The organism is Acutalibacter intestini (assembly GCF_034334985.1).
GTDB lineage: Bacteria > Bacillota > Clostridia > Oscillospirales > Acutalibacteraceae > Acutalibacter > Acutalibacter intestini.
On sequence record NZ_JAWXXL010000003.1, the window covers coordinates 71,318 to 87,118 of the forward strand.

At 57.6% G+C, this 15,801-nt stretch carries 15 protein-coding genes; 14 read left to right on the plus strand and 1 reads right to left on the minus strand.

Going from position 1 to position 15,801, the window contains the following annotated elements; translation table 11 throughout:
* Positions 1–7 precede the first annotated feature (7 nt).
* From U8U68_RS04940 to U8U68_RS05005, 14 genes are all read left to right on the plus strand, one after another.
* The gene (locus U8U68_RS04940) at positions 8–736 is read left to right on the plus strand and encodes a class I SAM-dependent methyltransferase (protein ID WP_322199712.1); all 729 of its coding nucleotides are present in this window, start codon (positions 8–10) and stop codon (positions 734–736) included.
* 61 nt (positions 737–797) lie between these two features.
* Positions 798–1,253, plus strand: coding sequence for a GNAT family N-acetyltransferase (locus U8U68_RS04945; protein ID WP_322199713.1), 456 nt, complete (start codon positions 798–800; stop codon positions 1,251–1,253).
* 9 nt (positions 1,254–1,262) lie between these two features.
* On the plus strand, positions 1,263–1,448 hold the full coding sequence (locus tag U8U68_RS04950) for a histidine phosphatase family protein (RefSeq protein ID WP_322199714.1): 186 nt from the start codon (positions 1,263–1,265) through the stop codon (positions 1,446–1,448).
* 12 nt (positions 1,449–1,460) lie between these two features.
* Complete coding sequence (locus U8U68_RS04955; protein WP_322199715.1) at positions 1,461–3,686, plus strand: DNA gyrase subunit A; 2,226 nt, start codon at positions 1,461–1,463, stop codon at positions 3,684–3,686.
* A 278-nt stretch (positions 3,687–3,964) separates the two neighbouring features.
* Positions 3,965–5,365, plus strand: coding sequence for an NCS2 family permease (locus U8U68_RS04960; RefSeq protein WP_322199716.1), 1,401 nt, complete (start codon positions 3,965–3,967; stop codon positions 5,363–5,365).
* Positions 5,366–5,591: 226 nt separating this feature from the next.
* Positions 5,592–6,497 (plus strand): diadenylate cyclase CdaA, encoded by a 906-nt coding sequence (cdaA, locus tag U8U68_RS04965; RefSeq protein ID WP_322199717.1) that lies wholly within the window; start codon positions 5,592–5,594, stop codon positions 6,495–6,497.
* 43 nt (positions 6,498–6,540) lie between these two features.
* Positions 6,541–7,947, plus strand: coding sequence for a CdaR family protein (locus U8U68_RS04970; protein ID WP_322199718.1), 1,407 nt, complete (start codon positions 6,541–6,543; stop codon positions 7,945–7,947).
* 69 nt (positions 7,948–8,016) lie between these two features.
* On the plus strand, positions 8,017–8,202 hold the full coding sequence (locus U8U68_RS04975; RefSeq protein ID WP_322199719.1) for a DUF951 domain-containing protein: 186 nt from the start codon (positions 8,017–8,019) through the stop codon (positions 8,200–8,202).
* A gap of 1 nt (position 8,203) precedes the next feature.
* The gene (locus tag U8U68_RS04980; RefSeq protein WP_322199720.1) at positions 8,204–8,536 is read left to right on the plus strand and encodes a putative quinol monooxygenase; all 333 of its coding nucleotides are present in this window, start codon (positions 8,204–8,206) and stop codon (positions 8,534–8,536) included.
* Positions 8,537–8,798: 262 nt separating this feature from the next.
* A complete protein-coding gene (gene prfA / locus U8U68_RS04985) occupies positions 8,799–9,872 on the plus strand; it encodes a peptide chain release factor 1 (protein WP_322199721.1) in 1,074 nt (357 codons plus the stop codon).
* The gene (locus tag U8U68_RS04990) at positions 9,872–11,464 is read left to right on the plus strand and encodes an L-threonylcarbamoyladenylate synthase (protein ID WP_322199722.1); all 1,593 of its coding nucleotides are present in this window, start codon (positions 9,872–9,874) and stop codon (positions 11,462–11,464) included. Before prfA ends, U8U68_RS04990 begins: the two co-directional genes overlap by 1 nt.
* 5 nt (positions 11,465–11,469) lie before the next feature.
* Positions 11,470–12,033 carry a lytic transglycosylase domain-containing protein gene (locus U8U68_RS04995; RefSeq protein ID WP_322199723.1) on the plus strand — a complete coding sequence of 188 codons (564 nt, stop codon included), beginning with the start codon at positions 11,470–11,472 and terminating at the stop codon, positions 12,031–12,033.
* A gap of 421 nt (positions 12,034–12,454) precedes the next feature.
* Positions 12,455–13,864 (plus strand): aminopeptidase, encoded by a 1,410-nt coding sequence (locus tag U8U68_RS05000; protein ID WP_322199724.1) that lies wholly within the window; start codon positions 12,455–12,457, stop codon positions 13,862–13,864.
* 263 nt (positions 13,865–14,127) lie between these two features.
* Positions 14,128–14,295 carry a DUF6440 family protein gene (locus U8U68_RS05005; RefSeq protein ID WP_322199725.1) on the plus strand — a complete coding sequence of 56 codons (168 nt, stop codon included), beginning with the start codon at positions 14,128–14,130 and terminating at the stop codon, positions 14,293–14,295.
* A gap of 95 nt (positions 14,296–14,390) precedes the next feature.
* Here U8U68_RS05005 and gdhA read toward each other — a convergent pair whose 3' ends face one another.
* A complete protein-coding gene (gene gdhA, locus U8U68_RS05010) occupies positions 14,391–15,722 on the minus strand; it encodes an NADP-specific glutamate dehydrogenase (RefSeq protein WP_322199726.1) in 1,332 nt (443 codons plus the stop codon).
* Positions 15,723–15,801 lie beyond the last annotated feature (79 nt).

Here is a 15,801-nt window from a genome sequence, read left to right on the forward strand (position 1 = left end):
AAGAGGAGTGCGCAATGAATATGACAACCAGGCGTTCTTTCAGCAGTACGCGGAAATGTCCCGCAGCAAAGAGGGTCTGTCCGCCGCCGGCGAGTGGAGCCAGCTAAGGCCCCTGTTTCCAGAGCTTTCGGGAAAGGCGGTGCTGGACCTGGGCTGCGGCTATGGCTGGCACTGTAAATTTGCCCAGGAGCAGGGGGCCTGCCGGGTGCTGGGCATTGACCTTAGCCAACGCATGGTGGAAGAGGCCAGGCGGCGGAACAGCGGCCGGAACATTACCTACCAGGTCTGCGGCATCGAGGAGTACCAATATCCAGCGGCCCAGTGGGACCTGGTGGTCTCTAACCTGGCCCTGCACTATATCGAAGAGCTGGACCCTGTTTTTCAGAAGGTGCGCCGCACGCTGAAGGACGGCGGGGTGTTCCTCTTGAACATGGAGCATCCTACCTTTACCGCTGGGGTGGGCCAGGACTGGCTGTATGATAGGGAAGGAGAGATACAATGCTGGCCCGTGGATGGATACTTTCTGCCTGGAGAGCGAAAGACCCACTTCCTGGGGTGCCAGGTGGTAAAATACCACCATACCCTGACCCAGATTCTCATGGGGCTGCGCCGCGCCGGCTTTTCTCTGGAAGTTGTGGAGGAGGCCCAGCCCCCGGCGGGGATGCTGGACCTGCCGGGAATGAGAGATGAACTGCGCCGCCCAATGATGCTGCTGGTAAAGGCGCAAGCGGTATAGTGAGAGCCAGACAGCGGGGAGCCCCCCAGGGGAGGCCTGGCCGTGAATCAAGGAGGAAATCATGGTACATTTAGAGACAGTGACTTCCAAGAATTGGAGGACAGAGCTTCGCATAGCGCAGTGGCAGAAGGACTTTTGCCCAGAGACCATGGAAATTTTGGCCCGGGCCTATGTGTTCCGGGATTACAGGCCCCAGGTGTTCCTGATATATGAGGACGATACGCCGGTAGGCATGGCGATGTACAGCGACTGCAACGAGGAATACGCTTCCTACGTGGTGGACGAGTTCTTCATTGATGAGCGGTATCAGGGCAAAGGCCTGGGTACCCAGGCCATGGGGCTGATTCTAGACAGCATGAGAGAGGACGGGAAATACCGCCGGGTGGAGATCTGCTATATAGAGGGGAATATGGTGGCCCAAAGGCTGTACGAAAAAATGGGCTTTTGTCCCACCGGGGCCCAGGAAGAGGACGCCAAGGGGAAGATATATATCTTGATGGAGCGGTTTTTTGATTAGCAGGAGTTGTTGCCCAGGCCACTAACCAATGGGCTGATGGAAGAGATTAAGGTAAAATATCCGGAAGAAAACGTCCTGCTGGTATGCCACGGCGGGGTGTGCCGGGTGATCAACACCTATTTTCGGGACATGACCAACGAGGAGTTTTTTCACTACTCGCTGGGAAACTGTATAATAGAGGAATATGAGTTGTAAACAGGTGAGATTATGCCAAAAAAAGAGAAGCGGGCCCCCAAAGGGCCCAACATAAAAGGATATATTGCCGGGGCCGGGGAGGTCGTTCAACAAAATGTGGCAGACACCCTGCGGGAAAACTTTATGCCCTATGCCATGAGCGTGATTTTCAGCCGTGCCCTGCCGGAAATTGACGGGCTCAAGCCCTCCCAGCGCAAGCTGCTGTACACCATGTACAGCATGGGGCTGCTGACCGGTGCGCGCACCAAAAGTGCCAATATTGCCGGGCGGACCATGACCCTGAACCCCCACGGCGACGCGGTGAACTACGAGACCATGGTGCGGCTCTCACGGGGGTACGAGGCCATGCTGCTGCCCTATGTGGACAGCAAGGGCAACTTCGGCAAGGCCTATTCCCGGGATATGGCCTGGGCGGCCAGCCGCTACACAGAAGCCAAGCTGGAGGCTGTGTGCCGGGAGCTGTTTGAGGACATTGACAAGGACACTGTAGACTTTGTGGATAACTACGACAGTACCACAAAAGAGCCGGTACTGCTGCCCGTAACCTTCCCCAGCATTCTGGCCAATACCAGCACGGGCATTGCCGTGGGCATGGCCTGCAATATCTGCTCCTTTAATCTGGCGGAACTGTGCAGGACCACCATTGCCCTGATCCGCAACCCCCAGGCCGACCTGTTTGAGACCCTACAGGCCCCAGACTTCCCGGGGGGCGGCCAGCTGATTTTCGACCGGGCCCAGATGGAGAAGATCTACGAGACCGGCCGGGGCAGCTTTCGGGTGCGCAGCAAGTACAGCTATGACAAGGCGGCCAACTGTATTGATGTGACCCAGATTCCTCCCTCCACCAATCTGGAGGTGATTGTGGAGAAAATCATCGAGCTGGCAAAGCAGGGCAAGCTGCGGGAGGTGGCCGACGTCCGGGACGAGACGGACCTGGAGGGCCTGAAGATTACCATTGACCTAAAGCGGGGCACGGACCCGGACAAGCTGATGGCCAAGCTCTACAAAATGACCACCCTGGAGGACAGCTTTGCCTGCAACTTTAACGTGCTGGTAGGAGGCGCCCCCCAGGTGCTGGGGGTGCGGCAGCTGCTGGAGGAGTGGACGGCTTTTCGGGTGGAGTGCGTGCGCAGGCGCACCTACTTTGAGCTGACCAAGAAAAAGGAGAAGCTTCACCTGCTGCTGGGCCTGCAAAAAATCCTGCTGGACATTGATAAAGCAGTGAAAATTGTCCGGGAGACCGAGGAAGAGGCCGAGGTGGTGCCCAACCTGATGATCGGTTTTGGCATTGACCAGATTCAGGCCGAGTACGTGGCGGAGATCCGCCTGCGCCACCTGAACCGGGAGTACATCCTTAAACGCACCCAAGAGACAGAACAGCTGGAACAGGACATCAAAAACCTGGAGGGCGTGCTGGGGTCCCGGGGGAAGATTTTGAACATCATTATCCGGGAGCTGGAGGCAGTGGCCAAAAAGTATGGCAAGCCCCGGCGGACCATTCTGCTGTACGCGGACGAGCTGGAAGAGGTGGAGATAAAAGAGGAGATCCCCGACTACCCGGTGCACCTGTTCTTTACCAAAGAGGGATATTTTAAGAAGATTACCCCCCAGTCCCTGCGCATGAGCGGCGACCATAAGCTGAAGGAGGGCGACGCCTTAAGCCAGACCGCGGAGGCCGCCAACAATACGGAGCTGCTGTTTTTCTCGGACAAATGCCAGGTGTATAAGCAGCGGGCCGCGGACTTTGACGACGGGAAAACCAGCCTTTTGGGGGACTACATCCCTGCCAAGGTACAGATGGATGAGGGCGAGCGGGCCCTCTATATGGCCTATACCAATGACTTTACCGGGGCCATGCTGTTCATATTTGAGAACGGCAAGGCGGCCAAGGTGGAGCTTTCCGCCTACCAGACCAAGACCAACCGGAAGAAGCTGATGAACGCCTACAGCGATAAATCTCCGGTTGTGGCAGTGATTCAGCTGGCAGAGGACCGGGAGATACTGCTTACCGCCAGCTCGGGGCGGATGCTTTTGTTCCACACAGGCCTGGTAGCGGCCAAAACCACCAAGAACACCCAAGGGGTGCAGGCTATGAACTTGAAAAAGGGCCAGCGGGTGATGAGCGCGGTCCTGTATGAGGAAGGGGACCTAAAAAACCCGGCCCGCTACCGGAAAAAACTGCCGGCTCTGGGAGCCCTGCCGGATGGGGAAGAGGCCGGAGAACAGATAGAGCTGTAAGGGACGGGAACATCACACGGGGAAGTAACAGAAAACTTTTGAGGAAAGCGGGGCTTTATAAGCCGCCAGCGTTAACAGGGTCCAGGGGAACTTGTTCTCCTGGCAACCCTTCTTATAATACAATTCTCGGGATTTATGAATATATTGTGACAAAACAGTTGATTTTTTTTGAATTGACGTTTATACTTACATTGTGTGCTTTCTTCCTTTATTTTCAAAAAAATCTTTTAAAATAAAGCCCCGAAGGCGCGCAAATTATTAGTAGGAGGACGACAATTTTGGAAAAGCTGCTTGCTCACTTTAAACTCAAAGAGCACGGCACCGACGTAAAGACCGAGGTCATCGCCGGTATTACCACATTTCTTTCCATGGCCTACATTCTGGCGGTTAACCCCAGCATGCTGGCGGAGTCTGGAATGGACCAGGGCGCCGTGTTCACAGCCACCGCTGTTTCGGCAGCCATTGCCACCATTATTATGGGCGTGTTTGCCAACTACCCCGTGGCCCTGGCCTCTGGCATGGGCTTAAACGCCTACTTTGCCTACACGGTTTGCCCCATGGTGGCCGGCATGGGCGTCACCGACCCCTGGAAAGTGGCCCTTACCGCCATTTTGGTGGAGGGCGTTATCTTCATCATCCTGTCTATCTTTAAGTTCCGGGAGACCCTGGTGAACTCTGTGCCCGCCAACCTGAAGTACGGTATCTCCGCGGGCATTGGCTTATTCATCTCCATTGTGGGCCTAAAGGGAGCAGGGATTGTTACCACAGATGCTTTCGCCATTGTAGGTGAGGACGGCGCCGCTACGGTGAGCTCCTCCACCCTGGTGGCCCTGGGCAATCTGGGCAGCGCCCAGGTGGTGCTGGCCTTTTTGGGCCTGGTGCTCATTGGCATTATGTGGCATTTTAAGATTAAGGGCTCCATCCTTTGGGGCATTCTGGGCACCTGGGTGCTGGGCATCATCGCGGAACTGGCGGGCTGGTACCAGGGCATCTCCCTAATCCCGGATTTCAGCAGCGGCATTCTGCCCCCCTCTCTGGGCCCCACTCTCTTTAAGTTTGACTTTGGCTTCGCGGCCCAGCATTTCATCAACTTCGCGGCCATTGTGTTTGCTTTCCTGTTTGTGGACCTGTTTGACACGGTAGGCACCCTGATTGGCGTGGCGGACCAGGGCGGCCTGCTGAACGAAAAAGGCGAGCTGCCCAACGCGGGCCCGGCTCTGATGAGTGATGCTGTGGGCACTGTGGCGGGGGCTGTGCTGGGCACCTCGACGGTTACCAGTTATGTGGAGTCCACCGCTGGTGTGGCGGAGGGCGGCCGCACGGGCCTGACCGCTATTTCCAGTGCCATTATGTTTGTGCTGGCCCTGTTCCTCTCCCCCATCTTCCTGGCCATCCCCAGCTTTGCCACCACCCCGGCCCTGCTGTTTGTGGGCCTGCTGATGATGAAGTCTGTGCTGAAGATGAAGTTTGACGGGGACATCGCGGACGTAGTGGGCGGCTTTTTAGCCCTGGTGATGATGCCCTTTACCTATTCGATTGCCAATGGCATCATGTTCGGCGTTTTGGCCTGGGTTATTTTGAAGGTCTGCACGGGTAAGGTGAAAGACGTGCACCCTGTAATGTGGGTGGCCTTTGGGCTGTTTGTGCTGCGTATTATCACGCTGATTGTGCCTATGTAAGGAAGGACCAAAGAGAAAAGATTGCGAAGGACAGGCGGCGCGGAAAAGCGCCGCCTGTTTTTTGCGGAGAAGAGCTGCCGGACCTTTGGGGAAATTCACAAAGAACGCAAAAAAAGCTTTTATTTGCGCACAGGTTGTGGTAAAATAGATAAGCGAATGGATACAAGGGGACCGCGGCTGTTTTTCCAAAGCCAGGTCTGAAAAAATACCTATACATAAGAAAGGGATGACGCCGGTGGAAACCATTATGGACTATATCACCCGGTTTGGGAATGTCCTGCTCAGCCGGGCCCGTCTGTTTACCCTAAAGGACGCCCTGGACGTGGCCATTGTCACAGTATTGCTGTATGGCATTATCAAGCTGGTACGGGACACCCGGGCCGGCCAGCTGGTGAAAGGCATTATTCTGCTGGTGGCCCTGTACCTGCTCTCTTTTTACGGGGAACTGCTGGTATTGAACGAGATTTTAAAGGCTTTCTTGCAGTCTGCGGTGGTCATTGTGGTCATTCTTTTCCAGCCGGAAATTCGCAAGGCGCTGGAACAGGTGGGCCGCAGCAAAACCTTGCAGACCCTGGGCACCGCCGTGGGGGTGCGGGACAAGGACAGCGGCCGGGCCGAGACCCGCCAGGCAATTGCCGGGGTGGTGGAGGCCACGGGCATTTTGCAGCAGCTGCGCATGGGGGCGCTGATTATCTTTGAGCGCAGTACCCGCCTGGGAGAGATTATCGAAACCGGCGCCCTGGTAGACGCGGGGCCCTCGGGGCAGTTAATTGCCAATATCTTCTTCAATAAAGCTCCGTTGCACGATGGGGGCATGATTATCCGGGAGGGGCGCATCTGTGCTGCGGGGTGCATTCTGCCCTTAACCAGCAGTACTACGGTAAGCGCGGAGCTGGGTACCCGCCACCGGGCGGCCCTGGGCATGAGCGAGAACTCGGACGCGGTGGTAGTGGTGGTCTCTGAGGAGACCGGGCAGATTTCTATTGCCCTGGGGGGACGGCTGACCCGGAACTACACCCGGTTGACTTTGACCGAGACCCTGGAGGAGCTGCTTATTGGCGAACAGGAAAAAAGCGACCCCGCTGGCCACATCCTGGGCCGGCTGGGGATTGGCCGCGCAAAAAAGCGGTAAAGTGGATTTTGAACCACAGGTGAGGTGAAAGGAGGTCTTGGCTATGAAAGAAACGGCCAAAGGCAAAAAAAAGCGCTCGCTGGGCCAGCTGCTATACCACAACAGCTTTGTGCTGGCGTGCTCTTTTATAACAGCGCTGGTGGCCTGGTTTGTGATGATTTCCGCCAGCGACGTAAACTATACCATTTACGATGTGCCCATTGAGGTGAATTTGTCTGCGGAGGCCCAGGCCGATGGCCTGCGGGTGTTTAACACCAGCTACGCCAACGTGGATATAGAAGTTTCGGGCAGCAGTGTGATTACCTCTAAGCTAACAGCGGAAGACTTTCAGGTAACAGCCTCTTTGAATCCAGCTTCCACCAAACTGACAGGCAACACCATGCAAAAAATGACCGCCGCGGTGCGGGCCATTAAGCGCTCTTCTATGACGGACTATGAGATCGTTTCTGTAAAGCCGGAAGAGATCAATATTGAGTACGACCGCTTTCGGGAGACCGCCCTGCCCATTGAGATGAATTTGAACTATAAGGCGGATACGGGCTATTACCCGGGTACCGCCGTGCTCTCTGAGGAACGGGTGGTTGTCTCTGGGCCGGAGTCCGCGGTGAACAAAATCAGCCGGGTGGAGGTGGCCTATAACGCGGAAAGTCCCCTGCGGGAGACGGTGGAGGCCACCTGCCCGCTGCGGCTTTTTGACCAGGAGAATCAGGAAATTACCGATACCAGCGGACTGTACCTGTCCACCGATATTGATTCGGTGCAGGTGACCATGCCGGTTATGCCCAAAAAGACCGTTCCCTTGCGGGTAACTACAGCCCACCAGCCGACCGGGTTCCCGGACAACCGGATTATTATCGAGCCGGCGGAGATTGACATAGCTGGCTCTCAAGAGACCCTGGACAGTATTTCCGAAATACGGCTGGAAGAGATCATTGACTTTGCCAGCCTGGAGCTTAGCGACCGTACCTCGGTGTTTAATATGGAGATTCCCATTCCAGCCGGGGCCCGGAACATTACCAACACAGTGAGCAACTCCTCTACCAACACCGTGGCCACCGCCAAGGTGACCATTAACCTAAACGGCTACCGCCAGGCCGCCGTTACCGTGCCAGAGGGAAATGTGCAAATTTTGAACGCGCCTACCGCTGGCGGGCTGGAGGCAACCCTGACCACCCGCACCCTGGAAGTGAATCTGCTGGGGCCAGCGGCGCAGGTCTCTAAGCTAACCGGAGATGCCCTGATGGTGCAGCTGGATATGACCAATGTAGACGCCCAGGCGGGCAGCGTAGACGTGCCGGCCACAGTAACCCTTACCGGCTCGGCAGGAGAGGATTGCTGGGTGATAGGAACTTATACCATGACGGTGACCATGGCCCCAGAGTCCGTTCAGGCCAACGCCCAGGCGGACTCTCAGCGGCCCAGGATGAACGTGGCTTCACCCGCGGACTAATAAAAACCCAGGGCGGCTTTTGCCTTTTGAGGCAAAGGCCGCTTTGAGTCAGGAGAGGAGGCGCTGCCCGTGGATGTGCGGGTAGGGGACCAGCTGCAAATGAAAAAGCCCCACCCCTGCGGCAGCCGGGAATTTCTTGTGCTGCGGGTGGGAATGGATTTCAAAATCCGGTGTCTGGGTTGTGGGCGAGAAGTGATGCTGCCCAGGCTGAAGTGTGAAAAAAACATCAAGAAGGTCATCCGGGAGGAGAGCTAGCATGGCAATTACCATTCATATCTATTACCAGGGGCAAAAGGGCAGCGCCCGGCAGTTTGCCCAAGAGATGAGGGCTTCCGGCCTGGTGGACCAGATTCGGGCAGAGGAGGGAAACCTGCGGTATGAGTATTTTCTCCCCCTGGAGGACCCAGAAACCATACTGCTTATAGACAGCTGGCGGGACCAGGCGGCCCTGGACGCCCACCATGCCGGACCGGTGATGGCGGAGATTGTCCGCCTGCGGGAAAAGTATGACTTGCATATGCGGGCAGAGCGGTATGCCGGAGGCCAGGAGGACATTCCCCAAAGCGACCGGGGGTTTATCCGGGATTAAGGGATTCCTTTTATAAGCGGACAGGCGACTGTGGGTCTGGGCCGCATCCCCAAAAGGGGTTAGAGTCTGTTTTAAGACATGAAGAAGATGTCTTTTTCGCCGAAAACCAGTGGCCCCGGTGCGAAAAATCCTTACTTTTCTCCAGCCTTAGAACAGGCTCTAGGCCTTATGACGTATGGTTGCGCGTTCCGACCGGGCAGTGTTTCCTGCTTTAAGCCGCCAGGCGTAATGATTTTATAGAATAAGAATAGAGGACGCGACTATGTTTGAAAACTTGCAAGTATTTCAGAATCGCTATGAAGAGCTGACCCAAAAGCTTTATGATCCCCAAAGTGCCGCAGACCCCGCTCTTTTTGCCCAGCTGATGAAAGAGAGCCGGGAGCTGGAGCCCATTGTTACGGCGTATGGCAATTATCTGCGCTGCCAAGAGGCCCTTTCTGGGGCAAAGGAGCTGCTGGAGGAGTCCTCGGACCGGGAGCTGCGGGAAATGGCCCAGGAGGAGATCAAAGAGAACGAGCGGGCCCTGGCCCAGCTGGAGGAAGAAATTAAGCTGCTCCTGCTGCCCAAGGACCCCAATGACGAGAAGAATGTAATTATGGAGATACGCGGGGGCGCCGGCGGGGAAGAGGCGGCCCTGTTTGCCTATGACCTGTACCGTATGTACACGGCCTATGCGGAAAAGCAGGGCTGGCACACAGAAATTGTCAATCTGAACGAGACCGAACTGGGGGGCTTTAAAGAAGTAAGCTTTCTCATCGACGGGGCAGGGGCCTACTCCAAGCTGAAGTACGAGAGCGGGGCCCACCGGGTGCAGCGGGTGCCCGAGACCGAGACCCAGGGGCGCATTCACACCTCTGCCGCCACAGTGGCCGTGCTGCCCGAGGCCGAAGAGGTGGAGGTGGACATTGACCCCAAAGACCTGCAAATAGACACCTTCCGGTCCAGCGGGGCTGGGGGGCAGCATATCAACAAGACCTCCTCCGCCATCCGCATTACCCACCTGCCCACAGGCATGGTGGTGGAGTGCCAGGACGAGCGCAGCCAGTATAAGAATAAGGATAAGGCCATGAAAGTGCTGCGGGCCCGGCTGCTGGGCCAAGAGCGGGAAAAGGCCAGCGCCCAGGTGGCAGAGGAGCGCCGCAGCCAGGTGGGCAGCGGCGACCGGTCTGAGCGCATCCGCACCTACAACTTCCCCCAATCCCGGGTAACGGACCACCGCATTGGCCTGACCCTGTATAAGCTGGAAGAGGTGCTGGCTGGGGGCATGGACGAGATTGTGGACAGTCTGATTGCCGCCGACCGGGCAGAGAAGCTAAGGGAGGAGACAGAGGCCTGATGGTGACGGAGATACTGGACAGTTCTCCCCAGGGAGTGGCCCGGGCCGGGGAGATCCTCCGGGCCGGGGGGCTGGTGGCCATTCCCACCGAGACCGTGTACGGCCTGGCGGCCAACGCCCTGGACGGAGAAGCAGTGAAAAAAATTTTTGGCGCTAAGGGCCGCCCGGGCGATAACCCGCTGATTGCCCATATTGGGTCCTGGAACCAGCTGGCGCCCTTGGTACAGCAGGTGCCGGAGACAGCCAAAAAGCTGGCCAGGGCCTTTTGGCCAGGGCCGCTGACCATAATTTTAGAAAAATCGGACAGAATACCTCCAGAGACCAGCGGCGGGCTTTCTACCGTGGCGGTGCGCCTTCCCAGCCACCCCACGGCCCGGGCGGTGATACAGGCGGCGGGGGTTCCCCTGGCCGCGCCCTCGGCCAACCGCTCTGGCCGGCCCAGCCCCACCAGCTTTGCCCATGTGTATGAGGACATGAACGGCCGGGTGGACGCCATTTTAGACGGGGGGGACTGCCCCGTGGGGGTAGAGTCCACCGTGGTGTCCCTGGCGGGGGAGGCCCCACGGCTGCTGCGCCCAGGGGGGGTGACCCTTGCTCAGCTGGAGGCGGTGCTGGGGAAAATAGAGGTGGACCCAGCGGTGCTCAGCCGGCTGGAGCCGGGGCAGAAGGCCCTGTCGCCGGGCATGAAGTACCAGCACTACGCCCCGGCCGCAAAGGTGAGTATTTTTGACGGTTCCCCCCAGGAGTTCGCGGCCTTTGTCAATGCCCGGCCCGGGTGCTTTGCCCTTTGCTTTGACGAGACAAAGCCTCTGCTTACTGGCCCCAGCCTATCCTATGGACCCCGGTATGACCAGGGGGAGCAGGCCCGACGGCTGTTTGGGGTCCTGCACCAGTTGGACTATCTGGGGGCAGAGGAGGTCTTTGCCCAGCGCCCCGGGCAGCGGGGGATAGGCCTAGCGGTGTATAACCGGTTGATACGGGCAGCGGCCCACCGGGTGCGGAAAGCGCCTGGCCCTCTGGTGGCGGGGCTGGTGGGGCAAAGCGGCGCGGGGAAGTCCACAGTAGCAAAGCTTTTGGAGGAGCGGGGGCTGACAGTCATTGACTGCGACGGCCTAACCCGCAGCCCCCAGGTATATGACGGGGCTTGTTTGGAGGAGCTGCGTCAGGCTTTTGGCCGGGATGTGGCCCCAGAAGGGCGCCTGAACCGGCGGCTTTTGGCAAACCGGGCCTTTGCCAGCCCCCAGGGGCGGCGGCGTTTGGGTGAGATCACCTTTCCCCGCATCACGGCCCAGGTGCGGCGGCTGGCTGGGGAGGCCGCTGGCCCTGTGGTGTTGGACGCCCCCACGCTGTTTGAGGCCGGACTGGACAGCATGTGCAGGCGGATCATTGCAATAACCGCCCCAGAAGAGCTGCGGCTGGAGCGGGTAATGGTCCGGGACGGTATAGGCGAAGAGCAGGCCCGGATGCGGTTCGCGGCCCAGCAACCCCCGGAATTCTACGCCCAGCGGGCAGACTGGGTGGTGGAAAATTCCGGAGGAGAGGACCTAACGGAAAGCGTAAGGGCCATTGTGGCCCAACTGAAAGGCGGGTGATGGCCATGAGGAAGCTGTGCATAGCCGGTTTGGTGCTGCTGGTTCTGTGCCTTGGGGCAGTGGCGGCAGGGCCCAGGCTGGCCGGGTGGGTGATGGTACGGATTTATCCCCGGGACTATAGCCAGGTGGTGGCCCAAGAGGCCAGGGAGTTCGGCCTGGAAGAAGAGCTGGTGTACGCGGTGATCAAGACCGAGAGCGGCTTTGACCACAGGGCCACTTCCCGGGCCCAGGCCAGGGGACTGATGCAGCTGACCGAGGAGACGTTCCGCTGGATGGCCGAGGAATATCCGCCGGAGAATGGGGGCGGGGATATGTTCGACGTGAACGACAACATTCACTGCGGGTGCGCTCTTTTGCGGCGGCTGCTGGACCACTATAACGGGAGTATGGAGGTGGCCCTGGCAGCGTATAACGCGGGCATTGGGAATGTAGACCGCTGGCTGGAGGAAGGGGAACACTCCAAAGACGGGGAGACCCTGCACAGCATCCCCTTTCCAGAGACAGCGGCCTATGTGAAGAAGGTGCTGAAAAGCCGGGAAATTTATGAAAGGCTGTATGGCGGGGGGTAGAGTGTTTTTTATTACCCCGGAACTTGACAGTAGGAAATATTGCGCGGTGAAGGGGCGTTAGGCCCCTTCCGATGGGGTGTGGGGGCGAGAAGCCCCCACGGTCTCGCCCTTAATATCCTGAGAAAACAACGCAGGAAGGGGACAGAGAAACGTCCCGGTGGGACGTTTCTCATGGGGGAACCCTCGTCGGGGGTTCCCCCAGATGGGCATTTTCATAGAAAATGCCCATAAAGTGCTTGACGCACGAGAAGGCCTCCGGCGGCCAGGGACTCTGTCCCTGGACCCTGCTGGGGGAAACCAGTTTCCCCCAGGCCCCCTGCCGCGTTCCGCGGCTTATTTGAGCTCCCCGCCCCTTGACATTTCTTCTGGGAAAGAGTAGAATGAACCGCAGTAAGACATTGCCAAAAGGAGGCTCTTAATCATGGAAGAAAACGCAAAAAAGGACCAGGCTAAACAACTGGCCGAACAGCTTTTGATGGATCGTTCTAAAAAGGCCGTGAAGGTCTGCCTGGAGCAGATGGACAAGGCCATGGACTTTGGCGAGGGATACAAGGACTTTATCACCGCGGCCAAAACCGAGCGGGAGACCGTGGACTGGACCGTGAAAGCTGCCCAGGCTGCCGGTTTTGTGGAGTTTGACCCCAATAAGAAGTATAGCGAGGGGGCGAAGATCTACTATAACAACCGGGGCAAGGCCATGTGCCTGGCCGTCATTGGCAAAAAGGGCGTGGCAGAGGGTGTGCGCATTGCCGCCGCCCATATTGACAGCCCCCGCATTGACCTAAAACCCATTCCCCTGTATGAGAGCAACGAGCTGGCCCTGCTGAAAACCCACTACTACGGGGGCATCAAGAAGTACCAGTGGACCGCCATGCCCCTGTCCCTGCACGGCAAGATTGTGCGCAAGGATGGCAGCGAGGTAACGGTCTGCATTGGCGAGAACCCCGGCGACCCCCAGTTCTGTATCACGGACATTCTTCCCCACCTGGGCAAGGACCAGGCTGTCAAGAAGATTGGCGAGGCCTTCAGCGGCGAGGACCTAAATGTGTTGGTGGGCAGCCTGCCCCTGACCGAGGAGGGCGAGCAGCTGTACAAGCTGAACGTGATGAAGATCCTCCACGACCAGTATGGTATTATTGAGAGCGACCTGATCTCCGCCGAGCTGGAATTTGTGCCCGCTTTTCCGGCGGTGGATATTGGCCTGGACCGCAGCATGATTGGCGCCTACGGCCACGACGACCGGGTCTGCGCCTACCCTGCCCTGGAGGCCCTGTTCGACTGCGGAGCCCCAGAGCGTACGGCCATCACCGTGTTGGCGGACAAGGAGGAGATCGGCAGCGTGGGCAACACGGGCCTGTGCTCGGAGTATCTGAACTACTTTGTCAGCGACCTGGCCCGGGCCGAGGGCCTGGAGCCCCAGCACGTGTGGAGCATGTCCAACTGCCTTTCCGCAGACGTGACCGCTGCCTATGACCCCACCTATGCCTCTTGCTTTGAGCTGGGTAATTCCACCTTCTTCAATCGCGGCGTGGGCATTGCAAAGTATACCGGCAGCCGGGGCAAGGGCGGAAGCAATGACGCGTCGGCCGAGTTCTTGGGCTGGGTGCGCCGGGTTCTGGAAGATGCGGACGTGCTGTGGCAGATTGGCGAGTTGGGCAAAGTAGACCAGGGCGGCGGCGGTACGGTGGCCTATGACGTGGCCCGGCTGAACGCGGACGTCATTGACATTGGCGTACCGGTGCTCTCCATGCACGCGCCCTTTGAGGTTATCTCAAAGCTGGACCTGTATATGGCATACCGGGCCTTTAAGGCTTATTTTGAGGCAAACTAAAAGAGGCGCTTTGGGATAGAGCCAGTTTTAAACCTGGAAAAGAGCCAGGGTTTTTTAAGGGAAAACAAGAAGGGTTCAAGGAAAACCGTAAGAAGGGCAATCGTCTTTCTTGCGGTTTTCTCCTGGCAATGAATCTCCCCGGGTCAAAAATTCGTCGTTCTCTCTATGTTCAAGCGAGCTCTAAATCAAAAGAGTCCTTGACATCTAAGGAGTTGGATGATATAATTTATACGAAAATTTCTGATTACATAGGAGGACCACAAATGAACCGCTTTGAAAAAGTTTATAACCAAGGAAAGATTACCGTGACGGAGATTTGGCGGGATACGGAAACCGGCGTTCTGTACCTATTCCACAAAGACGGATACGCGGGAGGCCTTACGCCGCTGCTGGATAAAGATGGAAAGCCTGTGGTGGAGCTGGGGAAGTAACTGGCTGCCGCCTATAAAAGCGCATAAAGTAAGACCGCTGCTCCTATACTGGGCAGCGGTCTTTTTCATGAGGAAGCTATATGGTTACAGTAAGTTTACACAATCCCCTGGGCGATCATGGCGTCGGCTACCTTTACAAAGCCGGCAATGTTGGCGCCCATCACATAGTTTTTGGCGTGGCCATACTGTTCGGCGGCCGCGTCGGCACTCTGGAAGATGTTCTCCATAATGCCCTTCAGCTTTTGGTCCACCTCTTCAAAGGTCCAAGAGAGCCGCTGGCTGTTCTGGCTCATCTCCAGGGCGGAGGTGGCCACGCCGCCGGCGTTAGAGGCCTTGCCTGGGGCAAACAGCACCCCGGCCTCTTGCAGCAGCTGGGTAGCCTCCAGGGTGGTGGGCATGTTGGCTCCCTCGGCCACGGCAATGCAGCCGTTGGCAATAAGGGCCTTGGCGTCCGCCGCGTCCAGCTCGTTCTGGGTGGCGCAGGGCAGAGCTACGTCGCACTTCACGGACCAAACTCCCTTGCCCTCGTGATATTCCGCGTTGGGCCGGTAGTTCTTGTACTCGGTCAGGCGCTGGCGTTTGACCTCTTTGATCTCCTTAATGGCTTTCAGGTCAATGCCCTCTGGGTCATACACCCAGCCGGTGGAGTCAGACATGGTCACAGGCTTTGCCCCCAGCTGGTAGGCCTTTTCAGCGGCGTAAATGGCCACATTGCCCGCGCCAGAAATTACCACGGTCTTTCCGGCCAACTGGTGGCCGTTCTTTTCCAGCATGGCGTTGGTAAAGTACAGCAGGCCATAGCCGGTGGCCTCGGTACGGGCCAAAGAGCCGCCGTAGGTCAGGCCCTTGCCGGTAAGCACGCCCTCAAAGCTGTTCTTCAGACGCTTATACTGGCCAAACATATAGCCAATCTCCCGGGCGCCGGTGCCAATATCTCCGGCGGGCACGTCGGTGTCCGCGCCAATATGGCGGAACAGCTCGGTCATAAAGCTCTGGCAGAACGCCATAACCTCCCGGTCGGACTTACCCTTTGGGTCAAAGTCGCTGCCGCCCTTACCGCCGCCAATGGGCAGACCGGTGAGGCTGTTTTTAAAAATCTGCTCAAAGCCCAGGAACTTGATAACGCTGAGATTTACCGAGGGATGCAGCCGCAGGCCGCCCTTATAGGGGCCAATAGCGGAGTTGAACTGCACCCGAAAGGCGCGGTTCACCCGAACTTTGCCCTGGTCGTCCACCCAGGGTACCCGGAAGATGATCTGGCGCTCGGGCTCGGTGATACGTTCCAGGATACCGGCCTCTTCATATTTGGGATTGGCCGCGATGACAGGCTCTAAAGAGGTGAGCACCTCGGTGGCGGCCTGGATGAACTCGGGCTCATGGGCGTTTTTGGCCTTCAAAAGGTCCAGCTGTACCGATACATAAGACATAGGGATTACCTCCAAAATGCAAGTTTCTGGCATAAATCTTTCAAAATTATATGTTTATCTTACCACAGAACAGCGGATA